This is a genomic window from Achromobacter sp. GW823-FHT04E03 (assembly GCF_058796095.1).
Genome location: NZ_JBXAIJ010000001.1, coordinates 856,001 through 881,830, shown reverse-complemented (window position 1 = coordinate 881,830; position 25,830 = coordinate 856,001). Strand labels below are relative to the sequence as shown.

Here is a 25,830-nt window from a genome sequence, read left to right as displayed (position 1 = left end):
GGGCTGGTCAAGCCAACGCTTCGATGACGGCCTCAGGGTTCCGTTCGATGACGTTAAGCAGTACCAGGGCAGGGCCGCGCGGTGAGCGATCACCGCGTTCCCAATGTCGCAGCGTGGCAGTCGAAAAGCCGAATCGGGCTGCGAATTGTTCCTGGGTCATTCCGACTTTGGCGCGTACGGCTTTGACGTCAACCTCGCGGGGGCGATGCAGGCGAACGCCGCGTGTATCTCCCTGCGCGTGGGCAATCGCTTCTTGCAAGCCTTGCTTGATGCCGTCGAATGCAGTGCTCATGATCTTGTTTGTCCTTTCCAGATATTCACCAGCAAAGTCACCATGCCGGCTAGCTCGTTGCGTTGGGCCTTAGTCAGATTGGCTTTATCGTTTTTCGCAAAAAGCGTCAGCAAATATAGCGGCATAAGATCATCGTGGTAGTAATAGATGATGCGCGCGCCGCCGCTCTTGCCTTGCCCGCTACGACGCCAGCGCAATTTGCGGACTCCACCGGTGCCCTCCATGATGTCTCCCGCCTTCGGATGCCCGGCCAGGTAGTCAATCAGGTCTTGACGCTCGTTTGGCAGCAATAGTCTGTCGGCAAGACGAATGTAATAGGGCAGTTCCGCAATGCCATGCATGGGTTGTCGCAAAGTTAATTCTAATCCATTGGATTAGTTCGGCAAGGTCAGACTTCCGGCATCGAGGCCAGGACGCAAGCACGTATATCAACAGCTACAGGCCAATGCGGGGCGGGCGAGCCCTTAAAACCAGACGAAAAGCAGCCCTTACGTACTGGATCATCCATCCAGCAGGTAAGGGCTGCTTTTTTTTACCCAGGATCCGGCGCCCATTCAGAGGCGCCATCGCGTATCCCGCTATTCGATGTTCTGCGCCTGTTCCCGCATCTGCTCGATCAGCAGCTTCAGGTCCATGGCGGCGCGGGTGACTTCCATGCTGCCGGCCTTGGAGCCCAGGGTGTTGGCTTCGCGGTTCATTTCCTGGAACAGGAAGTCCAGGCGCTTGCCCGCGCTGCCGGCGTTCTTTTTGCCGGAGGCGGGTTTGTCGCCGCCGTCGCCCAGCAGGTGGCGCAGTTCTTCCAGGTGCGAGCGCAGGCGGGAGAGTTCTTCGGCCACGTCGATGCGCAGGGCGAACAGGTTGGCTTCCTGGGACAGGCGTTCGGACAGTTCCGCGCCGGAAATGTGGGTGAAGCCGCCGGGGAAGGCGGATTCCACGCTTTCGCGCAGCTTGGAAGCCAGCTTGTCGCGGTGGTCCGCCAGCAGTTGGGGCAGGTGCGCCTGCACCAGCTCGACGATGCGCGCGACGCCGTCGGCGCATTCGCGCATCATGCCGGCCAGGCGTTCGCCTTCGCGCGCGCGGCCTTCCTGCAGCTGGGTCAGGGCCTGCTGGGCGGCCTGCATGCAGGCGGCGCCCCAGACTTGCGGGTCGAGCGCGTCGTTGGCGCGCTGGCCGGGCCAATTGAACAGTTCCACCAGGCGGGGGGCGGCGATGTCGGGGAGGATGCGGCGCGCGGCCTGCAGCTGTTCGGCCAGGCTTTCGAGCCAGGCCGGTTCCAGCTTGGACAGGTCGGTGCTGGCGTTGCGCGTGTAGGAGACGCGGATTTCGACCTTGCCGCGCGCCAGATTGGCGGTCAGCAATTCGCGCAGCGGCGTTTCCACGTGGCGCAATTCGTCGGGCAGGCGGAAGTAGAGGTCAAGGAAGCGGCTGTTGACGCTGCGGAATTCGAGCGCAAGCGTGCCTTGCTCGAGATCAGCGCGGGCGTTGCCGAAGGCGGTCATGCTGCGAATCATGATGTGCGTGTCCTGGTAATGCTTTTTATTGGGAACCGGCGGGTGTGTGCGCCAGCCGGTTTTTCGGCGCGGACCCTTTCATTTGTACCGGTTATATCGCGGCAGGATACTCCAAGCGGCGTTTTCCTGCGGCGCCACCCCGTACAATGCGGCGGATCTAAGCCACGTCTGGAGTTTGCCTGTGACCACTACCCCCGCCATCGCCCGTCCTTCGGGCCGCGCCGTCGACGAACTGCGGCCGTTCAGCCTGGAGCGCGGGTTCACGCGCTACGCCGAAGGTTCGGTGCTGGTGAAGGCCGGCAACACCCATGTGCTGTGCACGGCCAGCGTACTTGAGAAGGTACCGCCTTTTCTGAAGGGCAAGGGGGAAGGCTGGGTAACGGCTGAATACGGCATGTTGCCGCGCGCGACCCATACGCGCGGCGACCGCGAGGCCGCGCGCGGCAAGCAGAGCGGCCGCACCCAGGAAATCCAGCGCCTGATCGGCCGCAGCCTGCGGGCCGTGTTCGACATGAAGGCGCTGGGCGAACGCACGCTGCACCTGGACTGCGATGTGCTGCAGGCCGACGGCGGTACGCGCTGCGCCAGCATTACCGGCGCCTGGGTGGCCGCGGCCGACGCCGTCGCGTTGCTGATGCAGCGCGGCGACCTCGCCGCGAACCCGATCCGCGATGCAGTGGCAGCGGTGTCGGTCGGCTTGGTACAAGGTCGCGCGGTGCTGGACCTGGATTACGAGGAAGACTCGGCCTGCGACGCCGACGTGAACGTGATCATGACCGGCAGCGGCGCATTCGTGGAAGTGCAGGGCACGGGCGAGGGCGCCACCTTCACCCGCGCGGAACTGGACACGATGCTGGTGTTGGCCGAAAGCGGCATTGCCGGCCTGGTGCGGGCGCAGCGCGCGGCGCTGGCCTGATCGGCGCCAAAAGAAACGGGTTGGACGCGCACCCCGCGGCCAACCCGTAGATTCGTCTGCAGGCTTTACTTCGACGCCAGCAGCATTCCCATTTTTTCCGCCTTTTCCAGATTCCAGATCGCGGCGATCAGCCCGCGCAGCTCTTGCTCGGTAGCGGCGTCCGCGTAGCGGCCCAGGCTTAGCGTCTTGTCCTCGATTTCCGCCCGGCTCAGGGTATTGCCCGGATCGCCCTTGGGTTCATCCACGCGGCCATGCAGCTTGCGGCCGTCGCGGGTGTAGACCGTGACCTTGCCGATCCAGCGCTGAGGGTAGGCCCCGTCGACCTCCGGGTCGAGTTCCATTTCGACCTTGCCGCGGAACGTGGCCACGCCCGGATCGTCCAGGCCGGCATCGAATTCCGCCAGGCCTGCGCGGCCCTGGCGGGCGATCAGGGCCAGGACAGTGCCCATCGAGAACTTGGACTGGTGCACGGTCTGCGGATTGACTACCGGCCCCAGCACGTCGATGGCGCCCTGGTGCACGTGGGCCACGACGCGCTCGATGTCGGCTTCGGTCAGCTTGTTGTCGCGCAGCGCTTGCTGTAGCGCGTCGGCAGCGGGGTGGGTGTGGCGGCAGGAAGCGTGGAACTTGAACGAGGTCTCGGCCAGCGCCCAGCGTTCGCCCAAGCGGTCGCACAGGCGACTCGGGTCGGCGTCGGTGGACATGCCGGCCGCCATGCCCTGCGGGCCTTCCAGGATGTGGCGCGCGCCAGTGAAACCTTCGCGCGCCAGATAGGCGGCGGTGATGCCGTCGGCCGCGGCCTTGGCGGTGTGCAGTTGCTTGGAGTCGGCAGCGTCGCGCAGGAACTCCCAGAGGCCCGCAGCCTGCGTGCCGGCCGAGCCCAGCGCGTGCAGCATTTCCTCGGGGGACAGGTTCAGCAGCCGGCCGGTGGTGACGGCGGCGGCCAGCGTGCCTGCGGTGCCGGTGGTGTGGAAGATCTTGTAGTGCGAACGGCCCAGGAATTCGCCGACGCGGATTCCCACTTCGTAGCCCGCAACAGAGGCGACCAGCAGGTCTCGGCCCGAGCGGCCCAGCGCTTGCGCCACGGCCAGCGCAGGCGGGAACACCACGGCGGCGGGGTGGAACACGGAACCGTTGTGCACGTCGTCCTGCTCGACCACGTGGGCGGCCGCCGCGTTGACCATGGCGGCGAACAGCGGCGTGGTGCGGCGGCGGGTGATCAGGACTTCGCTGGGGCCGTCGGCCGGACCCATGGCGGCGGCGTAGCGGTCGATGGCCTGCACCGCGCGCGCCGAAGCGCCCGCCAGAATGGACGCCAGGCAGTCCAGCAACAGGTCTTCGGCGCGGCGCAGCACCGGCGCCGGGATGTCTTCATAGCGCAGGTTGGCGGCAAAGGCCGCGAGTTCGGCGCTCAGGTGCGGGATATCTTTGGCAGCGGTCATTGATGTCGGGGTCCGGTCAGAAGGAGCGGGGCAGGCCCAGGATGTGTTCGGCCACGTAGGACAGGATCAGGTTGGTCGAGATCGGCGCGACCTGATACAGGCGGGTTTCGCGGAACTTGCGCTCCACATCGTATTCCGTGGCGAAGCCGAAGCCGCCGTGGAATTGCAGGCAGGCATTGGCGGCTTCCCAGGACGCGTCGGCAGCCAGCAGCTTGGCCATGTTGGCTTGTGCGCCGCAGGGCTCGTGGGCGTCGAACAGGCGGCAGGCCTCGTAGCGCATCAGGCTGGCCGCTTCAACGTTGATGTGGGCCCGGGCGATGGGGAATTGCACGCCCTGGTTCTGGCCGATGGGGCGGCCGAACACCATGCGCTCCTTGGCGTAGGCGGTGACCTTGTCCACGAACCAGTAGCCGTCGCCAATGCATTCGGCGGCGATCAGGGTGCGTTCGGCGTTCAGGCCGTCCAGGATGTACTTGAAGCCCTTTCCTTCCTCGCCGATCAGGTTCTCCTCGGGGATTTCGAGGTTGTCGAAGAACAGCTCGTTGGTCTCGTGGTTGACCATGTTGGGGATCGGGCGGATCGACATGCCGTGCTTGACGGCATGATGCAGGTCCACCAGGAAGATGGACATGCCTTCGGACTTGCGCGTGACCTGGTCCAGCGGCGTGGTGCGCGCCAGCAGGATCATCAGGTCGGAGTGCTGCACGCGCGAGATCCAGACCTTCTGGCCGTTGATGACGTAGCGGTCGCCGCGCTTGACCGCGGTGGTCTTGATCTTGGTCGTGTCGGTGCCGGTGGTGGGTTCGGTGACGCCCATGGACTGCAGGCGCAGTTCGCCGGCGGCGATGCGCGGCAGGTACTCGCGCTTCTGGGCTTCGGAGCCGTGGCGCAGCAGCGTGCCCATGTTGTACATCTGGCCGTGGCAGGCGCCGGAATTGCCGCCGCTGCGGTTGATTTCTTCCATGATGACAGACGCTTCGGTCAGGCCCAGGCCGGAGCCGCCGTATTCCTGCGGGATCAGCGCGGCCAGCCAGCCGGCTTCGGTCAGCGCGCGGACGAAGGCTTCGGGATAGCCGCGTTCTTCATCGACCTTGCGGAAGTATTCGGAGGGGAACTGGGCGCAGAGATCGCGCACGGCTTCGCGGATGTCCTGATAGGCGTGGGAGGCGTTGGTCATGATGCTGTTTTCTGTATGGGTAATGGATCGGTACACCGTGGAATGTGCCGCATGCCGCCGCCCCTGCCAATTCACAATTGCTTAATACGGGGTTCGGTTTCATGACGGGAGTTTGTCATCCCGGCGCCGGGGTTGTGTCAAGAAATTGCCAAACTGGGTGTCCATAATCCATGCGAACGCCGCCGCTGGCGGCAGGTTTTGTATGGACTGATATGCGGAAAAACATCAGGGTCACGACGGCGTTGTCGGCCATTCTTGCGTTGTTCGTGGTGCTGTTCGCGCTGGCGGCAGCGGCAGGAATCTCGGTGCTGCGGGAAAACCGGACGGACATAGAAGCGCTGGGCCGGGGCAGCATCGAACGGGCAGGCGATCTGGCCGACATGACCAGCCGGTTGTTCCAGGCGCGGGCCGCGCTGACGGATGCCAAGACGGCGATGGAAGGCGGGCTGGAAGAGGCGCGCAACGAGTCGCTGGCGCACGCCGAGGCGCTGCTCAAGCAGGCCGGGGAAAGCCTGGGACGCTTGCGCGCCAATCCCGACATCAGCGCCGAGGGCGCGCCGTTGTTCGATGGCGTATTGGCGGCCTACGCCGCCTTCGCGGACAAGACGCTGGCGCCCATGCATGCGGCGATCAAGGGCTGGAACGGGATTGAGGTGAACCGCCTGGTGGACAAGGCGCTGCCGGCCAGCGGCGCTGCCTACGTCAAGCAGGCCGACGCCTACCAGACCTACGCCCGCGATCAGGGCCAGGCGGCTGTGGCCAGCGCCAGCCTCACGCTGCAGCGGGTGATCGCGGTGGCGGCCGGGGTGCTGGCGCTGGTGCTGCTGTTGGCTGTGCTGATCCGCCTGGCGTTCCGCCGCAGCATCCTGCGGCCGCTGAATGAAGCAGGGGCGCATTTCGACCGCATCGCCGACGGCGACCTCACGGGTGCGATCGCCATGCGCGGCGACAACGAGATCGGCGTCCTGTACAGCGCCATGCGGCGCATGCAGAAAGGGCTGTCGGCGGCAGTGGCCTCGGTGCGCCATGGCGTCGAGGAAATCCATACCGGTTCCGGCGAGATCGCCGCGGGCGGGGCGGACATGTCGGACCGTACCGCGCGTCAGGCGGGCTCGCTGCAGGAAGCGTCGGCCAACATGATGCAGCTGGCGCAAACGGTGCAGCTGACCGCCGGCAACGCCGACCTGGCCAGCCGCCAGGCGCTGGGCGCGACCCAGCTGGCGCAGCGCGGCGGCGCGGCGGTGGAGGAAGTGGTGCAGAGCATGCAGGGCATCGCCGAAAGCGCCCGCCGCATCGGCGAGATCGTGGGCGTGGTCGACAGCATCGCGTTCCAGACCAACATCCTGGCGCTCAATGCCGCGGTGGAAGCGGCGCGCGCGGGAGAGCAGGGAAAGGGCTTTGCCGTGGTGGCCGGCGAGGTGCGCTCGCTCGCCCAGCGCAGCGCGCAGGCCGCCAAGGAGATCAAGGGCCTGATCGAGGACTCCGCGGCGCGCGTGCAGGCGGGCGTGCGTCAGGTCAGCGTGGCCGGCGACACCATGCGCGACATGATGCAATCGGTGGACCGGGTCACGCAGATCGTGGCCGAGATTTCCAGCGCGACGGCCGAGCAGGCGGCGGGCATCGCCTCGGTGAACCATGCGGTGGCGGACATCGAACGCTCGACGCAGGAGAACGCCGCCATGGTGGAGCAGACCGCGGCCGCTGCCGCCGCGCTGGAAGCCCAGGCGCAGGGTCTGCGCCGGGCCGTGGCGGTGTTCCAGATCGCCCGGCCGGCCGATGGCGCGGCCGGGCAGGGTTCAGCTATCCAGCTGCGGCAGGATGCCGCCGGTGTAGCGCTCGGCCACCAGCGACAGGTTCCCGTGCTTGACCTTGTGCTTGACGTGAGCGGCGGCCGACGCGATGTCCTCAGGGCGGATGCGCTCGCATAGCGATGGCGTGACGGTGAGGGCGCCCACGCCCAGCGTCACGAAGGGAAAGAAGCGCGGCACGCCGTAGCGGTCCTCGGCCTCGATCCCGCCGTTGCGGCGGCCCTGGTCGTCGTACAGGTCCATGGCGCGGTCGTTGAATTCCGCGATGATGCGCTGGGCGCGCGCCATCCAGTCGGGGCTGCGCAACAGCACCACGAAGTCATCGCCGCCCACATGGCCGACGAAGTCGCGCTGCGGATCGCAGTGGCGCTTGATGACTTCGGCGGTCAACATGATCATGTCGTCGCCGCGCCAATAGCCATAGACGTCGTTGAAGGGCTTGAAGTTGTTCAGGTCGCCATAGCAGATGGTGAAGTCGTCGGCGTCTTCGAGCAGCGTGGCGATGTGGCGGCTGATGGGGATGTTGCCAGGCAGCGAGGTCAGCGGATTGGCGTAGCGCGCCGCCTCGATGCGCATCTCGGTGACCGAGCGCACCAAGGTTTCGCCGGTGGCCAGGCCGTCGTAGCGGCCTTCGCGCGTGATGATCAGGCCGTCCATCAGATAGCGCTGGTCTTCCGAGATCAGCACGTGGCTCAACTGGTCGATGGATACGTTCAGGTCCACCAGCACCGGTTCGGCATTCATGAAGGTGGAGCAGGCGTCCCGCCCGAACAGCTCGCGCGTGTAGCGCTGGGCGTAATGTTCCGAGAAATCGCGCCGGTTGATGATGCCGACCGGGCGGTTGTCGTCGTCGATCACCGCCACCGCGTGCATTTCCTTGTGTTCGATGAACAGCCGGTGCACGTCGTCATTGGTGTGTCCGGTCAGCCGTACCGCCGGCGCTTCGACGCGCAGGCTGGCCGCCGTGCCGCCGACGCCGCGGGCGGGCGTTGCGGCCGGCGCGCGTTGGCGCAGCGAATCGCGCAGCGGCGGCGCCAGCTCGGTCAGCAGCATTTCCTCCGGCCGGCCCAGCAGCCAGCCTTGCGCGTAGCGGATGTCCAGCTCGCGCACCACGGCCAGGTCCTCGGCGGTCTCGATGCCTTCGGCAACGATGGTGGTGCCCAGGTGCTGCGCCACTTTCAGGATGGCGCGCACCATGTTCTGCTTGCGCTCGTCCTGGCCGATGCCGTCGAAGAAATAGCGGTCGATCTTGACCAGGTCCGGCTGCATCTCGGCCCAGAGCTGCAGATTGGAGTTGCCCACGCCGTAGTCGTCCAGCGCGACACGCATGCCATGCGCCCGCAGGCAGGCAAATGCGCTGGACAGCTCCGCCATGTGCTCGGACAGCGGATCCTGCTCGGTGAGTTCGACGATGATGCTGGAAGGCGCGAGCGAGCAATTCTTGAGCAGGCGCTCGGGCATTTCCTCGCCCCACAGGGTCCAGTAGTGCAGCAGCGCCGAACCGGACAGGTTCAGGAACAGCATGCCGGAGGCGTCGTGCTGGTGAAAGCCCTGCGCGCCGGCGCGGAAGCTCGCCAGCTCCAGCTGCGGATGCAGGCCCTGGCGGCGGGCCTCGGCGAACAAGGCGTCGGGAAAGTGCAGGGCGGTGTCGACGGGCCCGCGGATCAGGCTTTCATGGCCGTAGATGCGGCTGTGCGAAAGATCGACCACGGGCTGGAAGCGTGGGCGCAGCAGCCGTTCCCGCAGGATGCCAGCCAGGCTCACGTGCGCTGACGCGCTGTCCAGGGGGGATGAGGGCGCGCGGGCCGCTACCGGCCGGGGCAAAGCGTGAATGGGGTCCATCGCCGGTGCGTTCAGATACTATCAGTGACAAGTTTGATCATGTTGACAACAAAATATGTCCGCGTTGTTTCGTCGATGGCAGGCGCGCCATATTCAATTAGGGTCAGTATCACTGTCAACCCTGGCGCAAGGTATATCCTTTCGCCTCGCGGGGGCATGCCGCCCGCGGGCGGCGGCGGATGGGGCCCGCGCCCTATACAATTTGCCCCATGACTGCTCCCAAGATTCCCGATTCCCTGCGCCGCGTGGTGCTCGCCTCCAACAATGCCGGCAAGCTGCGCGAGTTTTCCGCCCTGTTCGCGCCCCTGGGCATCGAGCTTGTGCCCCAGGGCGAACTGGGCGTGCCCGAGGCCGAAGAGCCGCACGTGACGTTCGTCGAGAACGCGCTGGCCAAGGCCCGCCATGCCAGCCGCCTGACGGGACTGCCGGCCCTGGCCGACGATTCCGGCCTGTGCGTCGCGGCGCTGGATGGCGCGCCTGGCGTGTATTCGGCGCGCTATGCCAAGATGCTGGGCGGCGAAAAATCCGATCAGGCCAACAACGAACTGCTGGTGCGCAATCTGGCCGGCGTGGCTGACCGCAGCGCCTGGTACGTGGCGGTGCTGGCGCTGGTGCGTTCCGAGAACGATCCGCGGCCGCTGATAGGCGAAGGCCTGTGGCATGGCGAGATCATCGACCAGCCCGAAGGCGCCAACGGCTTTGGCTACGATCCGCATTTCTACCTGCCCGACCAGGCCCTGACCGCCGCCGCCCTGGAGCCCGAGGAAAAGAACCGGCTGAGCCATCGCGCCCGCGCCCTGCGCGAACTGTTGAGCAAGCTGAGCCAGGCTTGACTAGGGCGCCGCGCGGCGCCCGGTTCAGGAATTACGCATGTCCATCATCATTCCCATCCGCAACGACATGGGCGCGCAACCGTCGCGCCTGAAGCTGCCGGCCGGCGCCACGCTGACCAGCCTGCCGCCGCTGTCCGTCTATGTGCACGTGCCGTGGTGCGTGCGCAAATGTCCTTATTGCGACTTCAATTCCCACGCGGCGCCGGGCGAAATCCCGGAGCGCGCCTATCTGGATGCCCTGCGCAGCGATCTGGAGCAGGCGCTGCCTTCGATCTGGGGGCGGCAGGTGGTATCCGTCTTCATCGGCGGAGGCACGCCCAGCCTGCTGTCGTCCGAAGGGCTGGACGAACTGCTGGCGATGCTGCGCGCCTGTCTGAACCTGTGGCCCGACGCCGAAATCACCATGGAAGCCAATCCCGGCACGGCCGAGGCCGGGCGTTTCCGCGACTACGCCGCCAGCGGCGTAACGCGGTTTTCGCTGGGGATCCAGAGTTTCGACGATGCGCAGCTGAAGAAGCTGGGCCGCATCCATGACAGCGCGCAGGCGAGGGCGGCGATCGAGATGGCGCAGCGTGCGGTCTCGCGCGTCAACCTGGACATGATGTTCGCCTTGCCCGGCCAGACTCTGGAGGCCTGTGCGGCCGATCTGCGGCAGGCCGTGGCTTTTGGCACCGAGCACCTGTCGCTCTATCACCTGACGATGGAGCCCAATACCGTCTTCGCCAAGTTCCCCCCCCAGGACCTGCCCGACGACGACACCAGCGCCGCCATGCAGGACGCGGTGGAGGCCGAGCTGGCGGCGGCCGGCCTTGCCCGCTATGAGGTTTCCGCCTACGCGAAGCCCGGCGCGCGCTGCCGCCACAATCTGAATTACTGGGAATTTGGCGATTACCTGGGCCTGGGCCCGGGGGCGCACGGCAAGCTGTCCTTCCATGACCGCATCGTGCGCGAAGCGCGGCTGCGCGGGCCCGACTCGTGGATGCAGGCCGCCATGGCCCGCGACGGCAGCCACATCGCCGAAAGCCGCCAGGTCGGGCCGGACGAACTGCCGTTCGAGTTCATGCTGAACGCCCTGCGCCTGAAGGATGGCGTAGCCGCCACCGCGTTCAACGAGCGCACCGGCCTGTCGCTGGCCGCCATTGCGCACCAATTGGAGGCGGCCTCCAAGCGCGGGCTGTTGGACGCCGATCCGACCCGGCTGCGGGCGACTCCATTGGGCTGGAGATTCCTCAACGACCTGCAGGAAATGTTCCTGTAGCGTTCATGCACCATAGTGGGGCAATCATGCTCCACTATTTGCACCATGATGGTGCTACATTTTCCCATGATCGAGCCGATTTCCCCGGGGAATCCCGGAGAGGAAACCTGGCACGCTTATTGCTTCCCTCTTTTATGCCAGTCGACGGGCAAAGCCCTCGACCTTTTTATCTAATGGAGATGACATGGCAAGCCCGAAAGATGTCCTGAAACAGATCGCCGACAACGAAGTCAAATTCGTGGATTTCCGCTTTACCGATACGATTGGCCGTGAGCACCACATTTCGGTGCCGATCAGCCAGATCGACGAAGACAAGCTGGAAAGCGGGCAGGCCTTCGACGGTTCGTCGATCCCGGGCTGGAAGGGCATCGAAGCCTCCGACATGCTGCTCATCCCCGACCTGTCCACCGCCAACCTGGATCCGTTCCGCGAAGAGCCGACCATGATCCTGTCGTGCGACGTGGTCGAACCTTCCGATCTGAAGGGCTACGACCGCGACCCGCGCTCGCTGGCCAAGCGCGCCGAAGCCTACCTGAAGTCCTCCGGCCTGGGCGACACCGCCTACTTCGGTCCGGAACCCGAATTCTTCGTCTTCGACGGCGTGACCTGGAACAGCGACATGTCCGGCACCTTCGTCAAGATCAAGTCCGAAGAAGCCCCCTGGTCCTCGGGCCTGGAATTCGAAGGCGGCAACACCGGCCACCGTCCCACCGTCAAGGGCGGCTACTTCCCCGTGCCCCCGGTCGACTCGTTCCAGGACATGCGCTCGGAAATGTGCCTGCTGATGGAACAGATGGGCGTGCCGGTCGAAGTGCACCACCATGAAGTGGCCGGCGCCGGCCAGCTCGAAATCGGCACCAAGTTCAGCACGCTGGTGCAGCGCGCCGACTGGACGCAGATCGTCAAGTACGTGATCCACAACGTGGCCCACGCCTACGGCAAGACCGCCACGTTCATGCCCAAGCCCATCGTCGGCGACAACGGCTCCGGCATGCACGTCCACCAGTCCATCTGGAAGGACGGCCAGAACCTGTTCGCGGGCAACGGCTACGCCGGCCTGTCGGAATTCGCGCTGTACTACATCGGCGGCATCATCAAGCACGCCCGCGCGCTGAACGCCATCACCAACCCCGGTACCAACTCGTACAAGCGCCTGGTTCCGCACTACGAAGCGCCCGTGAAGCTGGCTTACTCGGCCCGCAACCGTTCGGCCTCGATCCGTATTCCGTACGTCGGCAACCCGAAGGGCCGCCGCGTCGAAGCGCGCTTCCCGGACCCCCTGGCCAACCCGTACCTGGCTTTCTCGGCGCTGATGATGGCCGGCCTGGACGGCGTGCAGAACAAGATTCACCCCGGTGATCCCGCCGACAAGAACCTGTACGACCTGCCGCCGGAAGAAGACGCCAAGATCCCGACGGTCTGCGCCTCGCTGGAACAGGCTCTGGAAGCGCTGGACAACGACCGCGAGTTCCTGACCCGCGGCGGCGTGTTCAGCAACGACATGCTCACGGCCTACATCGACCTGAAGATGGCCGATGTGAACCGTCTGCGCATGACGCCGCACCCGGTCGAGTTCGACATGTACTACAGCCTCTAATGTCCTGAGGCAGTAGCTGGAGGTGGCGCGATGATGCAGGCAGAAACCAGGGCCGGCAGCACGCGCACCGCCAGATCGCGGTTCGACGTGCTGTCCGCCAGGCCTTACGCCTGGTGGACAGGGCGCCGGCTTCCGGCGCGGCCGTCGCGTTCCGCCGTCCCCTCACATTCGGGTATGTAGAAAATGAATGTAGAAGCTCTCGATTTGCTAGCCACGTCCGTTTTCCTGGTCAACGAGCGCGGTCATATCGAATACGCCAATGCGGCCGCTGAAGATCTGTTCGGCCGCTCGCGCAAGCAACTGGGCGGGCAATCCGCCGCCACGCTGTTCGACAGTCCGGAAAACATCCAATCCTCCATCGACCGCGCAGCCGCAGGGCGCTATGCCGACGTCAGGCAACTGGCCTCGTTGCGCCGCGCCGCGGAATCCGTGGAAGTTTCCGTGACGACGGTCGGACTGACGGGCCAGCGCTGGCCCGTGCTGATAGAAACCCGCGAGATCGAGCAGCGCGTGCTGGCCGACCGCAACCACCGCCTGGTTGACGAGATCGAAGCCCACCGCGAACTGCTGCGCAATCTGGCGCATGAAGTCAAGAATCCCCTGGGCGGCCTGCGCGGCGCCGCGCAATTGCTCGAAGCCGAACTGCCCAGCGCGGCACTGGCCGAGTACACCCAGGTCATCATTTCCGAAGCCGACCGCCTGCAGGCGCTGGTGGACCGCCTGAGCGGCCCGCAACGTGTGCCGCTGAACGCGCGGCCGGTGAACATCCATGAGATCTGCGAACGCGTCTGCGCGCTGATCCAGGCCGAATTCCGCAATGACGTCACGCTGCTGCGCGACTACGACGCCTCGGTGCCGGACCTGAAGGGCGATGCCGCCCGTCTGATGCAGGCCGTCCTGAATGTGGCGCGCAACGCCGCCCAGGAACTGGTGGCGCGGCCCCAGGGACCGCAGACCGAACCCGGCGTGGTCACGCTGCGCACGCGCGTCGCGCGGCAGGTGATGCTGGCCCACCGCCAGCATCGTCTGGCGCTGGTGCTGTCCATTACTGACAACGGTCCCGGCGTGCCGGATCAGATCCGCGACCGCATCTTCCATCCGCTGGTCACGGCGCGGGCGGGAGGCACCGGCTTGGGCTTGAGCCTGGCGCAGGACTTCGTGCAGCAGCACGGCGGCATCATCGAATTTGAATCCCGGCCCGGCCGCACCGAATTCCGCCTGGTCCTACCGATGGAGCCTGCACACTGATGAAACCCGTATGGATCGTCGATGATGACCAGGCCATCCGCTGGGTCCTGGAAAAAGCCCTGGCGCGTGCCGGTGTGCCCACCCGCAGTTTTTCGCAATCGGCCGACGTGCTGGAAGCGCTGTCGCACGAAGCGCCCGCCGCGCTGGTGTCCGACATCCGCATGCCAGGCGGCAACGGCCTGGAGCTGCTGCGCCAGCTGAAGGAACGCAACCCCGGCCTGCCGGTCATCGTCATGACCGCGTTCGCCGACCTGGACAGCACCGTTTCCGCCTTTCAGGGCGGGGCGTTCGATTACCTGGCCAAGCCGTTCGACGTGAACGAGGCGGTGGCGCTGATCCAGCGCGCCATGCAGGAATCCGCCGAGCCTGAAAGCCCCGAAGGGCAGGGCGAATCGGCGCAGAACAACGAGCGCTGGATGATGACGCAGTCCTCGTCCACCGCCATGCAGGAAGTGTTCCGCGCGATCGGCCGGCTGGCGCAGTCCAAGGTCACCGTGCTGATCACCGGCGAATCCGGCACCGGCAAGGAGCTCGTGGCGCGCGCCTTGCACGGCCATGGCGTGCGCGCCGGCGGGCCCTTCGTGGCGCTGAACGCGGCGGCCATTCCGCGCGATCTGCTGGAGGCCGAGCTGTTCGGCCACGAACGTGGCGCGTTCACGGGCGCCAACAACCTGCGTCGCGGCCGCTTCGAGGAAGCGCATGGCGGCACGCTGTTCCTGGACGAAATCGGCGACATGCCGATCGAGTTGCAGACGCGCCTGTTGCGCGTGCTGGCAGAAGGCAGCTTCTACCGCGTCGGCGGCGCGCAGCCGGTGCGCGTCGACGTACGCATCGTCGCCGCCACCCATCAACCGCTGGAACAGCGCGTGGAGCAGGGCCTGTTCCGCGAGGACTTGTTCCACCGCCTGAACGTGATCCGTCTGCGCCTGCCGCCGTTGCGCGAACGGGTGGAGGACATTCCGGCGCTGGCCGGCCACTTCCTGATCGCCAGCGCCCGTGCGCTGGGAGTGCCGGTCAAGCGCCTGACGCCGGAAGCGCTTGCCGTGCTGTCCAAGTTCGATTTTCCGGGCAACGTGCGCCAGCTGGAGAACTTTTGCCATTGGCTGACCGTGATGGCGCCCGGCCAGACGGTCGAGCCGGCGGACCTGCCGCCGGAAATCCGCGCCATGGAGCACCAGCCGCAGCCGAGTCCCGCGCCGTTGCGTCCGGCCGTGCCCATGGCCGGCGTGGGCACCGTGGTTCCGACCTCGGCGCCCATGGAAGCGGGCTCTCCACGCAACTGGCAGGACTCCCTGCTGCGCGACGCGCAGTACCGGCTGGAACGTGGCGAACCGGCGGTCATGGCCACGCTCACGCGCCAGTTCGAGAAGATCCTGCTGCAAAGCGCGCTGGACGCCAGCCGCGGCCGCCGGGTCGAGGCCGCCAGCCGCCTGGGCATTGGCCGCAACACCATCACGCGCAAGCTGCGCGAGTTGGGCATCGAGGACGAATAAGGCGCGCGGCCGCGCGCCTTATCCCATCCCCAACAGGCTCTCGCAGAGACGCGGCGACTTCAGCTTCTGCAGCCACCATTTCAGGGCTTCGCCCGGCGGCTCCGAGCGCCAGGCGTACGTCAGGTGTTCCGTCAGGGACATGCCTTCGTCCGTTTCGCACACCACCAGCAAGCCTTGCGCCAGATACGGCGCGGCCAGGGTCAGCGGCAAGTAGCCGCAGCCCAGGCCGCGCACCTGCGCGTCTATCTTGGCCTGCATGGTAGGCATGACCAGGGTGGGCTGTTCGGCCAGGATGCCGCGCGTCTGCGGCGCCAGATTACGCGACGTGTCCGCCACCACCACCGCGCAATAACGCGTGATGTCGGCGCGGCTCAAGGGCTGCGGCAGCGAAGCAAGCGGATGGTGCGAGGCCACGCAGAAGCCGAATTGGGATTGGCCCATGGCTTGCGAGCGATAGGGGCCGGTCGGCTCGCCCGCGGCGCCCGCGCCGATGACCAGGTCGGCCCGTCCTGAGGTCAGGGCGTCCCAGTTGCCGCTCAATACCTCGCTGGAAAAGCGCAGCGTGGTGGCGCTACCCAGCGCCTGGAACTCCTCGATCAGGTCGTACAGCGGCCGCCACGGCAGCACCGCGCTGACCGCGATGCGCAACTCCACCTCCCAGCCTGTGGCAATGCGCTTGACGCGGCAGGCCAGGTCGTCCAGCGATTGCAAGACGTGGCGGCCTTCCTTCAGCAGCGTTTCGCCCGCTGGCGTCAGCAGCGCGCGGTGTCCGGATCGGTCGAACAACAGCACGTCCAGGCCGTCTTCCAGCTTGCGGATGGAGTAGGTGACGGCCGAAGGCACCTTGCCCAGTTCGCGGGCGGCCTTGGCAAAGCTGCCGTGGCGGGCGATGGCGTCCACCAGGATCAGAAGTTCGGGGGTGATGGCTTGCATGGTCGGGGGCTTGGTACCAATGTTCAAAAAATTTGAATGGTTTCGTCAAAATATAGCGCCAAACAGCCCGGGCTGCACGCGCACAATATCACTCATGCCGGTGGTGCAGTGGCTTCTAGGGAAATGAGGGCCAGGCTGCACAACCATTCACATTATTGAAACAGGAGTCCGCAATGCTTACCACTCGCCGCGCTGCTGAACGGGGTCACGCCAACCACGGATGGCTGGACTCGTTCCACACGTTTTCCTTCGCCAACTACTACGACCCGGCCCACATGGGCTTTGGCGCCCTGCGCGTGATCAATGACGACCGCATCGCGGCCGGCCGCGGCTTCGGCACGCATGGCCATCGCGACATGGAAATCATCACCTACGTGCTGGATGGCGCGATCGCCCACAAGGACAGCATGGGCAGCGGCTCGACCATCCAGCCCGGCAACGTGCAGCGCATGAGCGCCGGCCGCGGGGTCATGCACTCGGAGTTCAACCCGCTGGCGGACCGCGAAACGCACATGCTGCAGATCTGGATCGAGCCCGATGTCACTGGCATTGCGCCCGAGTACGAAGAGCGCAGCTTCAGCGACGAGCAGAAGCGCGGCCGGCTACAAGCGCTGGTGTCGCCGGACGGCGCTGACGGTTCGATGAAGATCCATCAGGATGCGCGCCTGTATGGCGGGCTGTTCGACGGCGACGAGTCCGCCGCGCTGGAACTGGCCGCCGGCCGCCGCGCCTGGGTGCACGTGGCCCGCGGCAGCCTGACAGTCAACGGCGTTGAGCTGTCGGCTGGCGACGCGCTCGCCATCACCGGCGAGCCGCGCGTCGAGCTGTCGGGCGGCAAGCAGGCCGAAGTCCTGGTGTTCGACCTGGCGTGATGCGTCAAGGCGGGCGGGCTGGATCAGTCCGCCCGCCGCTGTTTTTTCCATGCAGGCGGCAGGCCTTAAGATGGTCCTAGTCCCCACAACCCGGAGAGTCCGATATGTCCACCTTGTCCGAAGCCGGCGAAAGCCAGATTGAAGCCGTCGTCGTGCCGCGCACCAGCGACCTGGGCGGCTTTTCCGTGCGCCGCGCCATCCCGTCCGCACAGCGCCGCACTGTCGGGCCGTTCGTGTTCCTGGACCACATGGGTCCGGTCGAGTTTGCCGCCGGTACGGGCATAGACGTGCGCCCGCATCCGCATATCGGCCTGTCCACGGTGACCTATCTTTACGAAGGCTCCATGGTGCATCGCGATGGCGCGGGCCACACCCAGACCATTTTGCCGGGCGAGGTCAACTGGATGACGGCGGGCCGCGGCATCGTGCATTCGGAACGCTCCTCGCCCGAAAGCCGCCAGGCCGCGCAGCGTCTCTGTGGCCTGCAGATCTGGGTGGGGCTGCCCAAGGAACACGAGGAAACCGATCCGGGCTTCACCCACTACGGCCTGGACGCGCAACCGGTCATCGAAGGCGAGGGCGTGCGCGCCCAGGTGGTGGCGGGTTCGTTGTTCGGCAAGACGTCCTCGGTGAAGACGCTGTCGCCGCTGTTCTATGGCGATCTGCAATTGCAGGCGGGCGCGACCACGGTGCTGCCGGCCGAGCATGAAGAGCGCGCCGCCTATCTGGCGCAGGGCACGGTCGAGATCGACGGGCAGGAGTTCGAAAGCGGCCGCCTGGTCGTGTTTGCGCCGGGCCGCCCCGTGCAGATCCGCGCCAAGACTGCGGCGCGCTTTGCGGTGATCGGCGGAGAGCCGCTGGACGGGCCGCGCTTCGTGTGGTGGAACTTCGTCTCCAGCAGCAAGGACCGCATCGAACAGGCCAAGCAGGATTGGCAGCGCAGCCGCTTCGACCAGATCGTGCCGGGCGACGAGACCGAGTACATCCCGCTGCCCGAGCCGCGCGCCTGAGTCAGCGCTCGAACCGGCCGCACGCAATCGCCACGCGGCCGGCGGTATGATGCGCCTCCGACCCTCACAACAAAACGGGATGGAGACATCATGCATCGCTACACATTCAACGCGCTGCGCGGCCTGGCCGCGCTGGCGCTGATCCAGGGCGCTTCGGCGGCGCTCGCTGCCGGCTATCCGGCCAAGCCCATCACCTTCATCGTGCCTTACACCGCAGGCGGCACCACCGACCTGGTGGCGCGCACCGCGGGCCAGAAGGTCGCGGAAAAATTGGGCCAGCCCGTCATAGTCGAAAACCGTCCCGGCGCGGGCGGCAATATCGGCATGGACGCCGTGGCCAAGGCCGCGCCCGACGGCTACACCATCGGCTTCGGCGCTATCTCCACCAACGCGCTGAATCCTTTCGTCTACCCCTCCATGCCTTTCGATCCCACCAAGGATTTCACGGGCGTCAGCATGCTGGGCGCTTCCACCGTGGTGCTGGAAGTCGGTCCTGCGCTGAAGGTCGACAGCGTCAAGGACCTGGTCGCTTATGCCAAGCAGCATCCGGGCACCTCGTTCGGCACGCCGGGCACTGGCACGTCCATGCATCTGGCTGGCGTGATGTTCGACCAGCTGACCGGCGCCGGCATGCAGCACATTCCTTACAAGGGCAGCGCGCAGGGGCTGAACGACCTGCTGGGAGGGCACTTGCCGGTGATGTTCGACAATCTGCCGGCGTCGCTGCCGCACATCAAGGCGGGCAAAGTGCATGCGCTGGCCGTGACGGGCAGCAAGCGGGCGCCCGCCTTGCCGGACGTGCCGACGCTGGCCGAGCTGGGCTATGAAGCAGCCGTGGTCGATCCGTGGTTCGCGGTCTATGGGCCTGCGAAGATGTCGCCTGAAGCGACCAAGGCGCTGAGCGAAGCCTTCCAATGGGCGCTGGCCTTGCCGGAAGTGAAAGGCAAGCTGGAGCAGGCCGGTTTCATGCCCTACGGCTCCACGCCGCAGGAAGTGGAACGCCTGACCCAGAGCCAGCACGAGGCCTTCAAGGCCTTGTCGCAGAAAGTGAAGCTGTCGGCCGACTGAGCGGCCGGGACGACTTCAGCGGCCGCGGGCGTAGGCTTGCTCGCGCCGCTCTTCCAGCGCTTCGCGGCGGATGAAGTCGCGCACGAAGTCGCTGGCGGGATGATGGTGCAGGTTGTAGGGCGTGTCCCACTGCGCGATGCTGCCCTTGGACATGACGCCGATGCGGTCGGCGATGGCGAAGGCTTCGGCCTGGTTGTGCGTGACCAGGATGGCCGTGTGGCCGGTGGTCTTGAGGATGTCGCGCACTTCAAAGGCCAGGCGTTCGCGCGTGTCCACGTCCAGGTTCGAGAACGGCTCGTCCAGCAGCAGCAGGTCGGGCGAGGGCGCCAGCGCGCGAGCCAGCGCCACGCGCTGCTGCTGGCCGCCGGAGATCTCGTGCGGATAGCTGTTGGCGGCATGCGCCAGGCCCACCAGTTCCAGCATCTCTTCGACACGGCGCGCGCGTTCCGGGCGCGCCATCTTGCGCAGGCCGAAGGCCACGTTCAGCGCCACCGTCAGGTGCGGAAACAGCGCGTAGTCCTGGAACATCATGCCCACCCGGCGATGTTCGGGCGCCACCTGCACGGTGGGCGAGGAAATGACGGCGCCATCCAGCAGGATGCGCCCGGCCCGCACTGGCTCAAAACCGGCGATGGCTCGGAGCACCGTGGTCTTGCCGCAGCCGGATTCGCCCAGCAGGCAACCGATATGGCCCACGGGCAGGCCCAGCGTCAGGTCCTGCACCACGGGCTTGAGTCCCGCCGGGGTCTCGTAGGCGAGGGAAAGGTGATCGAGTTCTAACAGATCGGGCACGATGATCAATGTCCCATTTTCAGATTGGTGCGCGCCAGCAGGATGACGGGGAACAGGCCGGCCAGCACGATGGCCAGCGCGGCGACGGCGCCTTCTTCATAGGTGCCGCGGGCCGCTTCGGCGTATAGCCAGGTTGCCAGCGTGTCGAAATTCATGGGCCGCAGCAGCAGTGTCGCGGGCAGTTCCTTCATGGCGTCCACGAACACCAGCAGGGCGCTGGCGGCCAGCGCCGGGCGCAAGAGCGGCAGGTGTACGCGGCGCAGGGTGCCGGCCGAGCTTTCGCCCAGCAGGCGCGAGGCTTGCTCCAGCGACGGCGGAATGCGGGCCAGGCCGGCTTCCAGTGCGCCAGTGGAAATCGCCAGGAAACGGATCGCATAGGCGCAGACCAGCGCGCCCATCGAGCCCATCAGGAACAGGCCCGTGCCGCCGAAGACCTTGGCGACCGCGGTATCTATCCAGACGAAGGGCGTCAGCAGGCCGATGGCCAGCACCGTGCCGGGCACGGCATAGCCCAGGCTGGCGATGCGCGCGCAGGCGCGGCCCGGGTTGAAGCCCGAGCTTTCGCGCAGCGTGCGTCCGGCCCAGGCCACGATCAGCCCGCAAAGCAGGGTGACGATGGTGGCGCTGAAGGCGACGATCAGGGTGTTGCTCAAGCCGTTCAACAGCTGGTGGGAAACGCCGCCAACCAGATGCAGGCGCTTGTAGGTCTCCACGACCAGATAGAGCGCCGGCGCGACAAACCCGATCAGTACCGGTATCCAGCCCAGCGCCGCGGCAACGGCCGCCGCCGGACCGCGCAGGCGGCGCGGCTGCATCGGGCGCATGCGCTGCGTGTTGGCGTAGCGCTGGCGCTTGCGGCCATGGCGTTCCAGCAGGATCAGCCCGATCACGATGGCCAGCATGGTCAGCGCGATCTGCGCCGCGCCCGCCAGGTCCGAACGCGTGACCCAGGTGGTGTAGACCGACACGGTCAGCGTCTGCACGCCCAGGAATTCGGAGGCGCCGATATCGTTCAGCGTTTCCAGCAACGCCAGGCTCACGCCCACCACGATGGCGGGCCGGGCCAGGGGCAGGGCGACCCGGAAGAACACGGCGATGCGGCCGGCGCCCAGCGTGCGGGCCGCTTCCAGCAGGCTGGCTGCCTGCGTCATGAACATGACGCGGGTGCTCAGGTACACATAGGGATAGAGCACAAAGCCCAGCACGAAGATGGCGCCGTAGATCGAGCGCAGATCCGGCAGGCGGAACTGGCGCGGACTGTCATAGCCCAGCAGCGCGCGGATCGCCGACTGTATCGGACCGATGGGATGCAGCAGGTCCAGATAGGCGAAGGCGATGATGTAGGTCGGCACCGCCAGCGGCAGCAGCAGCGCCCAGGTCAGCACGCGGCGCGTAGGGAAGTCGTAAGCGGTCACCAGCCATGCCGCGCCGGTACCCAGCAGCGTCACCAGCACGCCCACGCCGGCCAGCAGCATGGCGGTATTGGCCAGCGCCTGGGGCAATACGTAATTGGCCAGATGCTGCCAATGCGAGAGTTCGCCGCCCAGCGCCCACCAGCCCAGCGTCAGGACGGGCGCCAATACGGCCAGCGCGATCAGGGCGGCGCCGGCCAGCCAGCCGGCCCCGCGTTCAGTCCAGCGCAGACGCAGCGGCCGGGGCAAAGAATCTGTGTGCATGCTTCAAAGTCGATTGCATCAATGGCAAGGCCTGCTCCCCCGAAAAGAAGGGAGCAGGCCCTACGCGTGAGCTTATGCGCAGCCCGCGCGTTTGTCACTGCCGCATGGTTTCGCCAAGCCGGCGGGCGTGGCGGTCCACAGGCCTATCAGTTGTCGAAACCGACTTTGTCCACCAGTTCGCTGGCTTGCTTGCGATGCTTGGCGATCTCGGTCAGCGGCAGCGGGTCCACCTTCAGTTCGCCAAAGCTGGCGATCACGGGGTCCAGCTTCACGCCCTTGCGGACGGGGTATTCATAGTTGGCCTGGGCGTACAGGGCCTGGGCGGGCTCGGACACCAGGAAGTCCAGCAGCTTGACCGCGTTGGCCTTGTTCGGCGCATGGGCGGCAACGGCGGCGCCGCTGACGTTCACGTGCGTGCCGCCGCTCTTGGCGTTGGCGAAGGTCGGGCGGATCACCTTGATGGCGTCGCCCCACTTGCGGGCGTCGGTGCCGGGTTCGGCGTTCTTCATGTGGCCGACGTAATAAGCATTGGCCAGGCCGATGTCGCAGATGCCGCCCAGGATGTCGCGGGCCACGTCGCGGTCGCCGCCGGCTGCCTTGCGGGCCAGGTTGGCCTTGACGCCGCGCAGCCATTTTTCGGTGGCTTCGGCGCCGTCATGCGCGATCATGGAGGCGACCAGCGCGGTGTTGTAGGGGTGTTGGCCCGAACGGATGCAGACCTTGCCCTTCCACTTCGGATCGGCCAGGTCTTCGTAGCGGAAGGCTTCCAGCTTCAGGTCCTTTTCCACGTACAGCACGCGGTCGCGCAGCGACAGGGCGTACCACTTGCCGTCGGCGCCGCGCAGGTTGGCGGGAATGACGGATTCCAGCGTTTGCGACTTGATCGACTGGGTCACGCCGCCGTCGACCAGATCCAGCAGGTTGCCGATGTCCACGGTCATCAGCACGTCGGCGGGCGACTTGGCGCCTTCGGCCTTGACGCGCTCCAGCAGGCCGTCCTTGACGAAGACCGTATTGACCTTGATGCCGCTTTCCTTGGTGAAGGCGTCCAGCAGCGGCTGGATCAGCTTGGGTTCCCGGGTGGTGTAGAGGCTGACTTCCTCGGCGGCGTTGGCCGACACGGTGAAGGCGGCGGCGCCGGCCAGCGCCAGGGCGCGCAGCAGCGAATTCAATTGGGGACGCTTGGTCATGACGAGGTGCTCCGGCTAGGGCTGCAGAGGAATTCCCGAGGCTTCAGGCCTTTCCGCTGCTCAAAACAGTCTGCTAACGAAAATGATTATCAAATGAGAACGCGACGATAACAGGAAGCAAAGCGGCGTTCAACTAGTCGTAAGTCAGGCAGGCTTCAGGCTTGATCCCCATCAATACGGCATAAGGGTATTACGGAATAATGAGAGCAGTTATCATCAAGACCCTGTAGAATAGGGTCAACCCTAATGCCGGCCGCGTCTTTTGTGCGGCACGGAATGACCCAGCGGCACAAGCCGGGCTCATGGCCCGGGGCGGTCGCCCCTAATTTGATACGACATGGCTGCTTTCAACACTGAGCGCGTACTAAGCGTGCACCACTGGAACGACACCCTGTTTTCCTTTACCACGACGCGTGACTCGGCCTTGCGGTTCCACAATGGCCACTTCGTGATGATCGGACTGGAAGTTGAAGGCAAGCCTCTGTTGCGAGCCTACAGCATCGCCAGCGCCAACTATGAAGAGAACCTCGAGTTCCTCAGCATCAAGGTGCAGAACGGCCCGCTCACGTCGCGCCTGCAGCATCTGAAAGAAGGCGACACCATCCTGGTCAGCCGCAAGCCCGTGGGCACGCTGGTCGTGGACGACCTGAAGCCGGGCAAGCACCTGTTCCTGTTCGGCACGGGCACGGGCCTGGCGCCGTTCATGAGCATCATCAAGGATCCGGACGTCTACGAACGCTTCGACAAGGTCATCCTGGTGCATGGCGTGCGTTGGGTCAGCGAACTGGCCTACGCCGACTTCATCGAAAAGGAACTGCCGAACAACGAATTCTTCGGCGACGTCGTGCGCGACAAACTCGTGTACTACCCGACGGTCACGCGCGAACCGTTCCGCAACCAAGGCCGCATCACCGAGCTGATGGAAAACGGCAAGCTGTGCGCCGACATCGGCATTCCGCAGATCAATCCGGAAACCGACCGCGCCATGATCTGCGGCAGCCCGCATATGCTGGCCGACATCAGCGCCATGCTGGACAAGCGCGGCTTCACGGTGTCGCCGGGCGTGGGCCAGCCGGGCGACTACGTGGTCGAGCGTGCATTCGTGGACAAATAAGTCCCGGCGCCGGCGCCAAGCCAAAAACCCATCGCAGCGATGCGATGGGTTTTTTGTTTTTTGGCGCCGCGCGGCGTGATGCTGCGGCGCCCCTAAGGGTTAGCCCGCTGTAGCCGCGGGCAGGGCAGTTCTTATAATTCGTCCATAAAGTAAACATATTGTCCATAATATGGAAGGATTAAAGAAATGCCATTGGAACAGAGTGACACCGAGCCCCTGACCCCATACCAGTACCCGAATCCGCCCGAGGCCCTGCCAGAAATCGTGATTCCGCACGCGATCCCGACCGACGAGAGGCTGTGGGTACCGCAGGCCGAGAACGTCTGGTTCCGCCCGCTCTGTCTGAATGCCAGCCAGGGCTACTGGATGAACCTGCTGCGCGTGCGCAAGTCAGGCGTGCTCAGCCGCCATCGCCATCCGCAGGCCGTGCATGGCTTCGTCCTGAAGGGCCGCTGGCGCTATCTGGAACACGACTGGGAGGCGACTGAAGGCAGCTACGTGTTCGAGCCGCCAGGGGAGACGCACACGCTCTACGTGCCGCCCGACGTCGAGGAAATGATCACGTACTTCCAGGTCAACGGCGTCATGTACTACACCGACCCCTGGGGCAAGGGCATGGGTTACGAAGACGTGTTCACCAAGATCGACATGTGCCGCAAGCACTTCGCGGACGTCGGCCTGGGCGAAGACTACGTAAAGCAGTTCATACGCTGAAATTCCGCATTCCCACCCGCAGCACATAAACATAATCCGGAGACACCATGAAACGTCGTGCGTTCAATCGCTGCATTCTTTCCGCGCTGCTGGGCAGCGCCGCGCTGGCCGCGGGGCCAGTGGCGCTGGCGCAGAATTTCCCCAACCGGGCCATCGAGATCGTGGTGCCGTTTGCCGCGGGAGGCGGCACGGACGCCATGGCGCGGGCCATGGGCGACGCCTCGCGCACCCATTTGACGCAGCCCATCGTGGTGCTGAACAAGCCGGGCGCGGCGGGCGGGATCGGCCTGACGGAAGTGGCCAACGCCAAGCCCGACGGCTACAAGCTGGCGCTGGTGACGGCCGACATGGTGATCATTCCCCACCTGGGCCTGACCAAGACCACCTACGAGAAGTTCACGCCCATCATCCAGCTCAATGCCGATCCTTCGGCCATCACGGTGGCCGCCGATTCGCCGTACAACACCATCGAAGCGTTCCTGGAGGCGGCCCGCGCCAAGCCTGAGAGCATGCAGGTGGGGAACGCGGGCATCGGCTCGATCTGGCATCTGGCAGCCGCCGCGCTGGAGGACAAGACGGGCGCCAAGTTCAACCACATCCCCTTCAATGGCGGCAATCCGGCAGTGCTGGCCTTGCTGGGCGGACACATCGATGCGGTGGCGGTGAGCCCGGCAGAGGTCATGCAGTACGTCAAGGCCGGCAAGCTCAAGCCGCTGGCGGTCATGGCCGACGCGCGCGTGCCCGGTTTCGAGAACGTGCCCACGCTGAAGGAGCGCAACATCGATCTGTCGATCGGCACCTGGCGCGGCATCGCCGCGCCCAAGGGCACGCCGCAGCCGGTACTGGACGTGCTGGGGGCCGCGTTCCGGCAGGCAGCCGCCGAAAACAGCCTGAAGCGCTTCATGGCGGAGCAGAACCTGGGCTATGCGGTCGCCGATCAACAGACGTTCACGGCGCTGATGGAGCGCGACAATACGACGTTCAAGGCGCTGATCGAAAAGTTCGGCATGCGCCAATAGACTGCAGGCAACGACAAGGAGCAGG

Annotated in this window: 22 protein-coding genes and 1 pseudogene; 13 read left to right on the top strand and 10 right to left on the bottom strand. The window is 65.8% G+C overall.

Annotation, left to right across the window (positions count from 1 at the left end):
• Nucleotides 1-7 precede the first annotated feature (7 nt).
• The 3 genes from AC1RHV_RS04060 to AC1RHV_RS04050 form a co-directional block, all read right to left on the bottom strand.
• On the bottom strand, nt 8-292 hold the full coding sequence (locus AC1RHV_RS04060) for a helix-turn-helix domain-containing protein (RefSeq protein WP_082400972.1): 285 nt from the start codon (nt 290-292) through the stop codon (nt 8-10).
• Nucleotides 289-633 (bottom strand): type II toxin-antitoxin system RelE/ParE family toxin, encoded by a 345-nt coding sequence (locus AC1RHV_RS04055; RefSeq protein ID WP_125471847.1) that lies wholly within the window; start codon nt 631-633, stop codon nt 289-291. Before AC1RHV_RS04055 ends, AC1RHV_RS04060 begins: the two co-directional genes overlap by 4 nt.
• Before the next feature lie 237 nt (nt 634-870).
• Nucleotides 871-1,803: a YicC/YloC family endoribonuclease gene (locus AC1RHV_RS04050; protein WP_192327987.1), complete on the bottom strand. Its 933-nt coding sequence runs from the start codon at nt 1,801-1,803 to the stop codon at nt 871-873.
• A 181-nt stretch (nt 1,804-1,984) separates the two neighbouring features.
• Between AC1RHV_RS04050 and rph the strand changes: the two genes are divergently transcribed.
• Complete coding sequence (gene rph, locus AC1RHV_RS04045) at nt 1,985-2,719, top strand: ribonuclease PH (RefSeq protein WP_054454085.1); 735 nt, start codon at nt 1,985-1,987, stop codon at nt 2,717-2,719.
• A gap of 65 nt (nt 2,720-2,784) precedes the next feature.
• Here rph and AC1RHV_RS04040 read toward each other — a convergent pair whose 3' ends face one another.
• Both AC1RHV_RS04040 and AC1RHV_RS04035 read right to left on the bottom strand, forming a co-directional pair.
• Nucleotides 2,785-4,161: an MmgE/PrpD family protein gene (locus AC1RHV_RS04040; protein ID WP_175213449.1), complete on the bottom strand. Its 1,377-nt coding sequence runs from the start codon at nt 4,159-4,161 to the stop codon at nt 2,785-2,787.
• Nucleotides 4,162-4,177: 16 nt separating this feature from the next.
• Entirely contained in the window at nt 4,178-5,338 is a 1,161-nt protein-coding gene (locus AC1RHV_RS04035; RefSeq protein ID WP_054454089.1) for an acyl-CoA dehydrogenase family protein, read from the bottom strand.
• 170 nt (nt 5,339-5,508) lie between these two features.
• Here AC1RHV_RS04035 and AC1RHV_RS04030 point away from each other — a divergent pair.
• Nucleotides 5,509-6,984: pseudogene (locus AC1RHV_RS04030) on the top strand (methyl-accepting chemotaxis protein); the annotation flags it as partial.
• 150 nt (nt 6,985-7,134) lie between these two features.
• Here AC1RHV_RS04030 and AC1RHV_RS04025 read toward each other — a convergent pair.
• Entirely contained in the window at nt 7,135-8,988 is a 1,854-nt protein-coding gene (locus tag AC1RHV_RS04025) for an EAL domain-containing protein (RefSeq protein WP_225588736.1), read from the bottom strand.
• 209 nt (nt 8,989-9,197) lie between these two features.
• Between AC1RHV_RS04025 and rdgB the strand changes: the two genes are divergently transcribed.
• The 5 genes from rdgB (at nt 9,198) to ntrC (ending at nt 15,417) form a co-directional block, all read left to right on the top strand.
• Nucleotides 9,198-9,821 carry an RdgB/HAM1 family non-canonical purine NTP pyrophosphatase gene (gene rdgB, locus AC1RHV_RS04020; protein WP_054454093.1) on the top strand — a complete coding sequence of 208 codons (624 nt, stop codon included), beginning with the start codon at nt 9,198-9,200 and terminating at the stop codon, nt 9,819-9,821.
• A 37-nt stretch (nt 9,822-9,858) separates the two neighbouring features.
• Nucleotides 9,859-11,079, top strand: coding sequence for a radical SAM family heme chaperone HemW (gene hemW / locus AC1RHV_RS04015; RefSeq protein WP_492299775.1), 1,221 nt, complete (start codon nt 9,859-9,861; stop codon nt 11,077-11,079).
• Nucleotides 11,080-11,263: 184 nt separating this feature from the next.
• The gene (gene glnA, locus AC1RHV_RS04010) at nt 11,264-12,676 is read left to right on the top strand and encodes a type I glutamate--ammonia ligase (protein WP_054454097.1); all 1,413 of its coding nucleotides are present in this window, start codon (nt 11,264-11,266) and stop codon (nt 12,674-12,676) included.
• Between the two features lie 183 nt (nt 12,677-12,859).
• The gene (gene glnL / locus AC1RHV_RS04005; RefSeq protein WP_054454100.1) at nt 12,860-13,924 is read left to right on the top strand and encodes a nitrogen regulation protein NR(II); all 1,065 of its coding nucleotides are present in this window, start codon (nt 12,860-12,862) and stop codon (nt 13,922-13,924) included.
• Nucleotides 13,924-15,417, top strand: a complete 1,494-nt coding sequence (gene ntrC, locus AC1RHV_RS04000; protein ID WP_492299772.1) for a nitrogen regulation protein NR(I) — start codon at nt 13,924-13,926, stop codon at nt 15,415-15,417. Before glnL ends, ntrC begins: the two co-directional genes overlap by 1 nt.
• 18 nt (nt 15,418-15,435) lie before the next feature.
• Here ntrC and AC1RHV_RS03995 read toward each other — a convergent pair whose 3' ends face one another.
• Nucleotides 15,436-16,350, bottom strand: a complete 915-nt coding sequence (locus tag AC1RHV_RS03995; protein ID WP_054454104.1) for a LysR family transcriptional regulator — start codon at nt 16,348-16,350, stop codon at nt 15,436-15,438.
• A 173-nt stretch (nt 16,351-16,523) separates the two neighbouring features.
• Here AC1RHV_RS03995 and AC1RHV_RS03990 point away from each other — a divergent pair, with 173 nt between their 5' ends.
• The 3 genes from AC1RHV_RS03990 (at nt 16,524) to AC1RHV_RS03980 (ending at nt 19,300) form a co-directional block, all read left to right on the top strand.
• Nucleotides 16,524-17,222 carry a pirin family protein gene (locus AC1RHV_RS03990; protein ID WP_054454106.1) on the top strand — a complete coding sequence of 233 codons (699 nt, stop codon included), beginning with the start codon at nt 16,524-16,526 and terminating at the stop codon, nt 17,220-17,222.
• 104 nt (nt 17,223-17,326) lie between these two features.
• On the top strand, nt 17,327-18,232 hold the full coding sequence (locus AC1RHV_RS03985; RefSeq protein WP_054454108.1) for a pirin family protein: 906 nt from the start codon (nt 17,327-17,329) through the stop codon (nt 18,230-18,232).
• A gap of 90 nt (nt 18,233-18,322) precedes the next feature.
• Nucleotides 18,323-19,300: a Bug family tripartite tricarboxylate transporter substrate binding protein gene (locus tag AC1RHV_RS03980; RefSeq protein ID WP_119451583.1), complete on the top strand. Its 978-nt coding sequence runs from the start codon at nt 18,323-18,325 to the stop codon at nt 19,298-19,300.
• Between the two features lie 15 nt (nt 19,301-19,315).
• On the opposite strand, the gene AC1RHV_RS03975 is transcribed toward AC1RHV_RS03980, so the two are convergent.
• From AC1RHV_RS03975 to AC1RHV_RS03965, 3 genes are all read right to left on the bottom strand, one after another.
• Nucleotides 19,316-20,092: an ABC transporter ATP-binding protein gene (locus tag AC1RHV_RS03975; protein ID WP_054454830.1), complete on the bottom strand. Its 777-nt coding sequence runs from the start codon at nt 20,090-20,092 to the stop codon at nt 19,316-19,318.
• 5 nt (nt 20,093-20,097) lie between these two features.
• Entirely contained in the window at nt 20,098-21,768 is a 1,671-nt protein-coding gene (locus tag AC1RHV_RS03970) for an ABC transporter permease (RefSeq protein ID WP_054454113.1), read from the bottom strand.
• 146 nt (nt 21,769-21,914) lie between these two features.
• Nucleotides 21,915-22,958: a Fe(3+) ABC transporter substrate-binding protein gene (locus AC1RHV_RS03965; RefSeq protein ID WP_054454115.1), complete on the bottom strand. Its 1,044-nt coding sequence runs from the start codon at nt 22,956-22,958 to the stop codon at nt 21,915-21,917.
• 337 nt (nt 22,959-23,295) lie between these two features.
• Here AC1RHV_RS03965 and AC1RHV_RS03960 point away from each other — a divergent pair, with 337 nt between their 5' ends.
• The 3 genes from AC1RHV_RS03960 (at nt 23,296) to AC1RHV_RS03950 (ending at nt 25,805) form a co-directional block, all read left to right on the top strand.
• A complete protein-coding gene (locus AC1RHV_RS03960; protein WP_054454116.1) occupies nt 23,296-24,072 on the top strand; it encodes a ferredoxin--NADP reductase in 777 nt (258 codons plus the stop codon).
• A gap of 186 nt (nt 24,073-24,258) precedes the next feature.
• A complete protein-coding gene (locus tag AC1RHV_RS03955; RefSeq protein WP_054454118.1) occupies nt 24,259-24,786 on the top strand; it encodes a 2,4'-dihydroxyacetophenone dioxygenase family protein in 528 nt (175 codons plus the stop codon).
• 47 nt (nt 24,787-24,833) lie between these two features.
• Nucleotides 24,834-25,805 (top strand): tripartite tricarboxylate transporter substrate binding protein, encoded by a 972-nt coding sequence (locus tag AC1RHV_RS03950; RefSeq protein ID WP_054454119.1) that lies wholly within the window; start codon nt 24,834-24,836, stop codon nt 25,803-25,805.
• The last annotated feature ends 25 nt before the right edge of the window (nt 25,806-25,830 follow it).

Bases quoted from the DNA above. Each gene is read 5' to 3' on its own strand.
- AC1RHV_RS04060 (WP_082400972.1), bottom strand. From the start codon at position 292: ATGAGCACTGCATTCGACGGCATCAAGCAAGGCTTGCAAGAAGCGATT.
- AC1RHV_RS04055 (WP_125471847.1), bottom strand. From the start codon at position 633: ATGCATGGCATTGCGGAACTGCCCTATTACATTCGTCTTGCCGACAGA.
- AC1RHV_RS04050 (WP_192327987.1), bottom strand. From the start codon at position 1,803: ATGATTCGCAGCATGACCGCCTTCGGCAACGCCCGCGCTGATCTCGAG.
- AC1RHV_RS04040 (WP_175213449.1), bottom strand. From the start codon at position 4,161: ATGACCGCTGCCAAAGATATCCCGCACCTGAGCGCCGAACTCGCGGCC.
- AC1RHV_RS04035 (WP_054454089.1), bottom strand. From the start codon at position 5,338: ATGACCAACGCCTCCCACGCCTATCAGGACATCCGCGAAGCCGTGCGC.
- AC1RHV_RS04025 (WP_225588736.1), bottom strand. From the start codon at position 8,988: ATGGACCCCATTCACGCTTTGCCCCGGCCGGTAGCGGCCCGCGCGCCC.
- rdgB (WP_054454093.1), top strand. From the start codon at position 9,198: ATGACTGCTCCCAAGATTCCCGATTCCCTGCGCCGCGTGGTGCTCGCC.
- hemW (WP_492299775.1), top strand. From the start codon at position 9,859: ATGTCCATCATCATTCCCATCCGCAACGACATGGGCGCGCAACCGTCG.
- glnA (WP_054454097.1), top strand. From the start codon at position 11,264: ATGGCAAGCCCGAAAGATGTCCTGAAACAGATCGCCGACAACGAAGTC.
- glnL (WP_054454100.1), top strand. From the start codon at position 12,860: ATGAATGTAGAAGCTCTCGATTTGCTAGCCACGTCCGTTTTCCTGGTC.
- ntrC (WP_492299772.1), top strand. From the start codon at position 13,924: ATGAAACCCGTATGGATCGTCGATGATGACCAGGCCATCCGCTGGGTC.
- AC1RHV_RS03995 (WP_054454104.1), bottom strand. From the start codon at position 16,350: ATGCAAGCCATCACCCCCGAACTTCTGATCCTGGTGGACGCCATCGCC.
- AC1RHV_RS03990 (WP_054454106.1), top strand. From the start codon at position 16,524: ATGCTTACCACTCGCCGCGCTGCTGAACGGGGTCACGCCAACCACGGA.
- AC1RHV_RS03985 (WP_054454108.1), top strand. From the start codon at position 17,327: ATGTCCACCTTGTCCGAAGCCGGCGAAAGCCAGATTGAAGCCGTCGTC.
- AC1RHV_RS03980 (WP_119451583.1), top strand. From the start codon at position 18,323: ATGCATCGCTACACATTCAACGCGCTGCGCGGCCTGGCCGCGCTGGCG.
- AC1RHV_RS03970 (WP_054454113.1), bottom strand. From the start codon at position 21,768: ATGCACACAGATTCTTTGCCCCGGCCGCTGCGTCTGCGCTGGACTGAA.
- AC1RHV_RS03965 (WP_054454115.1), bottom strand. From the start codon at position 22,958: ATGACCAAGCGTCCCCAATTGAATTCGCTGCTGCGCGCCCTGGCGCTG.
- AC1RHV_RS03960 (WP_054454116.1), top strand. From the start codon at position 23,296: ATGGCTGCTTTCAACACTGAGCGCGTACTAAGCGTGCACCACTGGAAC.
- AC1RHV_RS03955 (WP_054454118.1), top strand. From the start codon at position 24,259: ATGCCATTGGAACAGAGTGACACCGAGCCCCTGACCCCATACCAGTAC.
- AC1RHV_RS03950 (WP_054454119.1), top strand. From the start codon at position 24,834: ATGAAACGTCGTGCGTTCAATCGCTGCATTCTTTCCGCGCTGCTGGGC.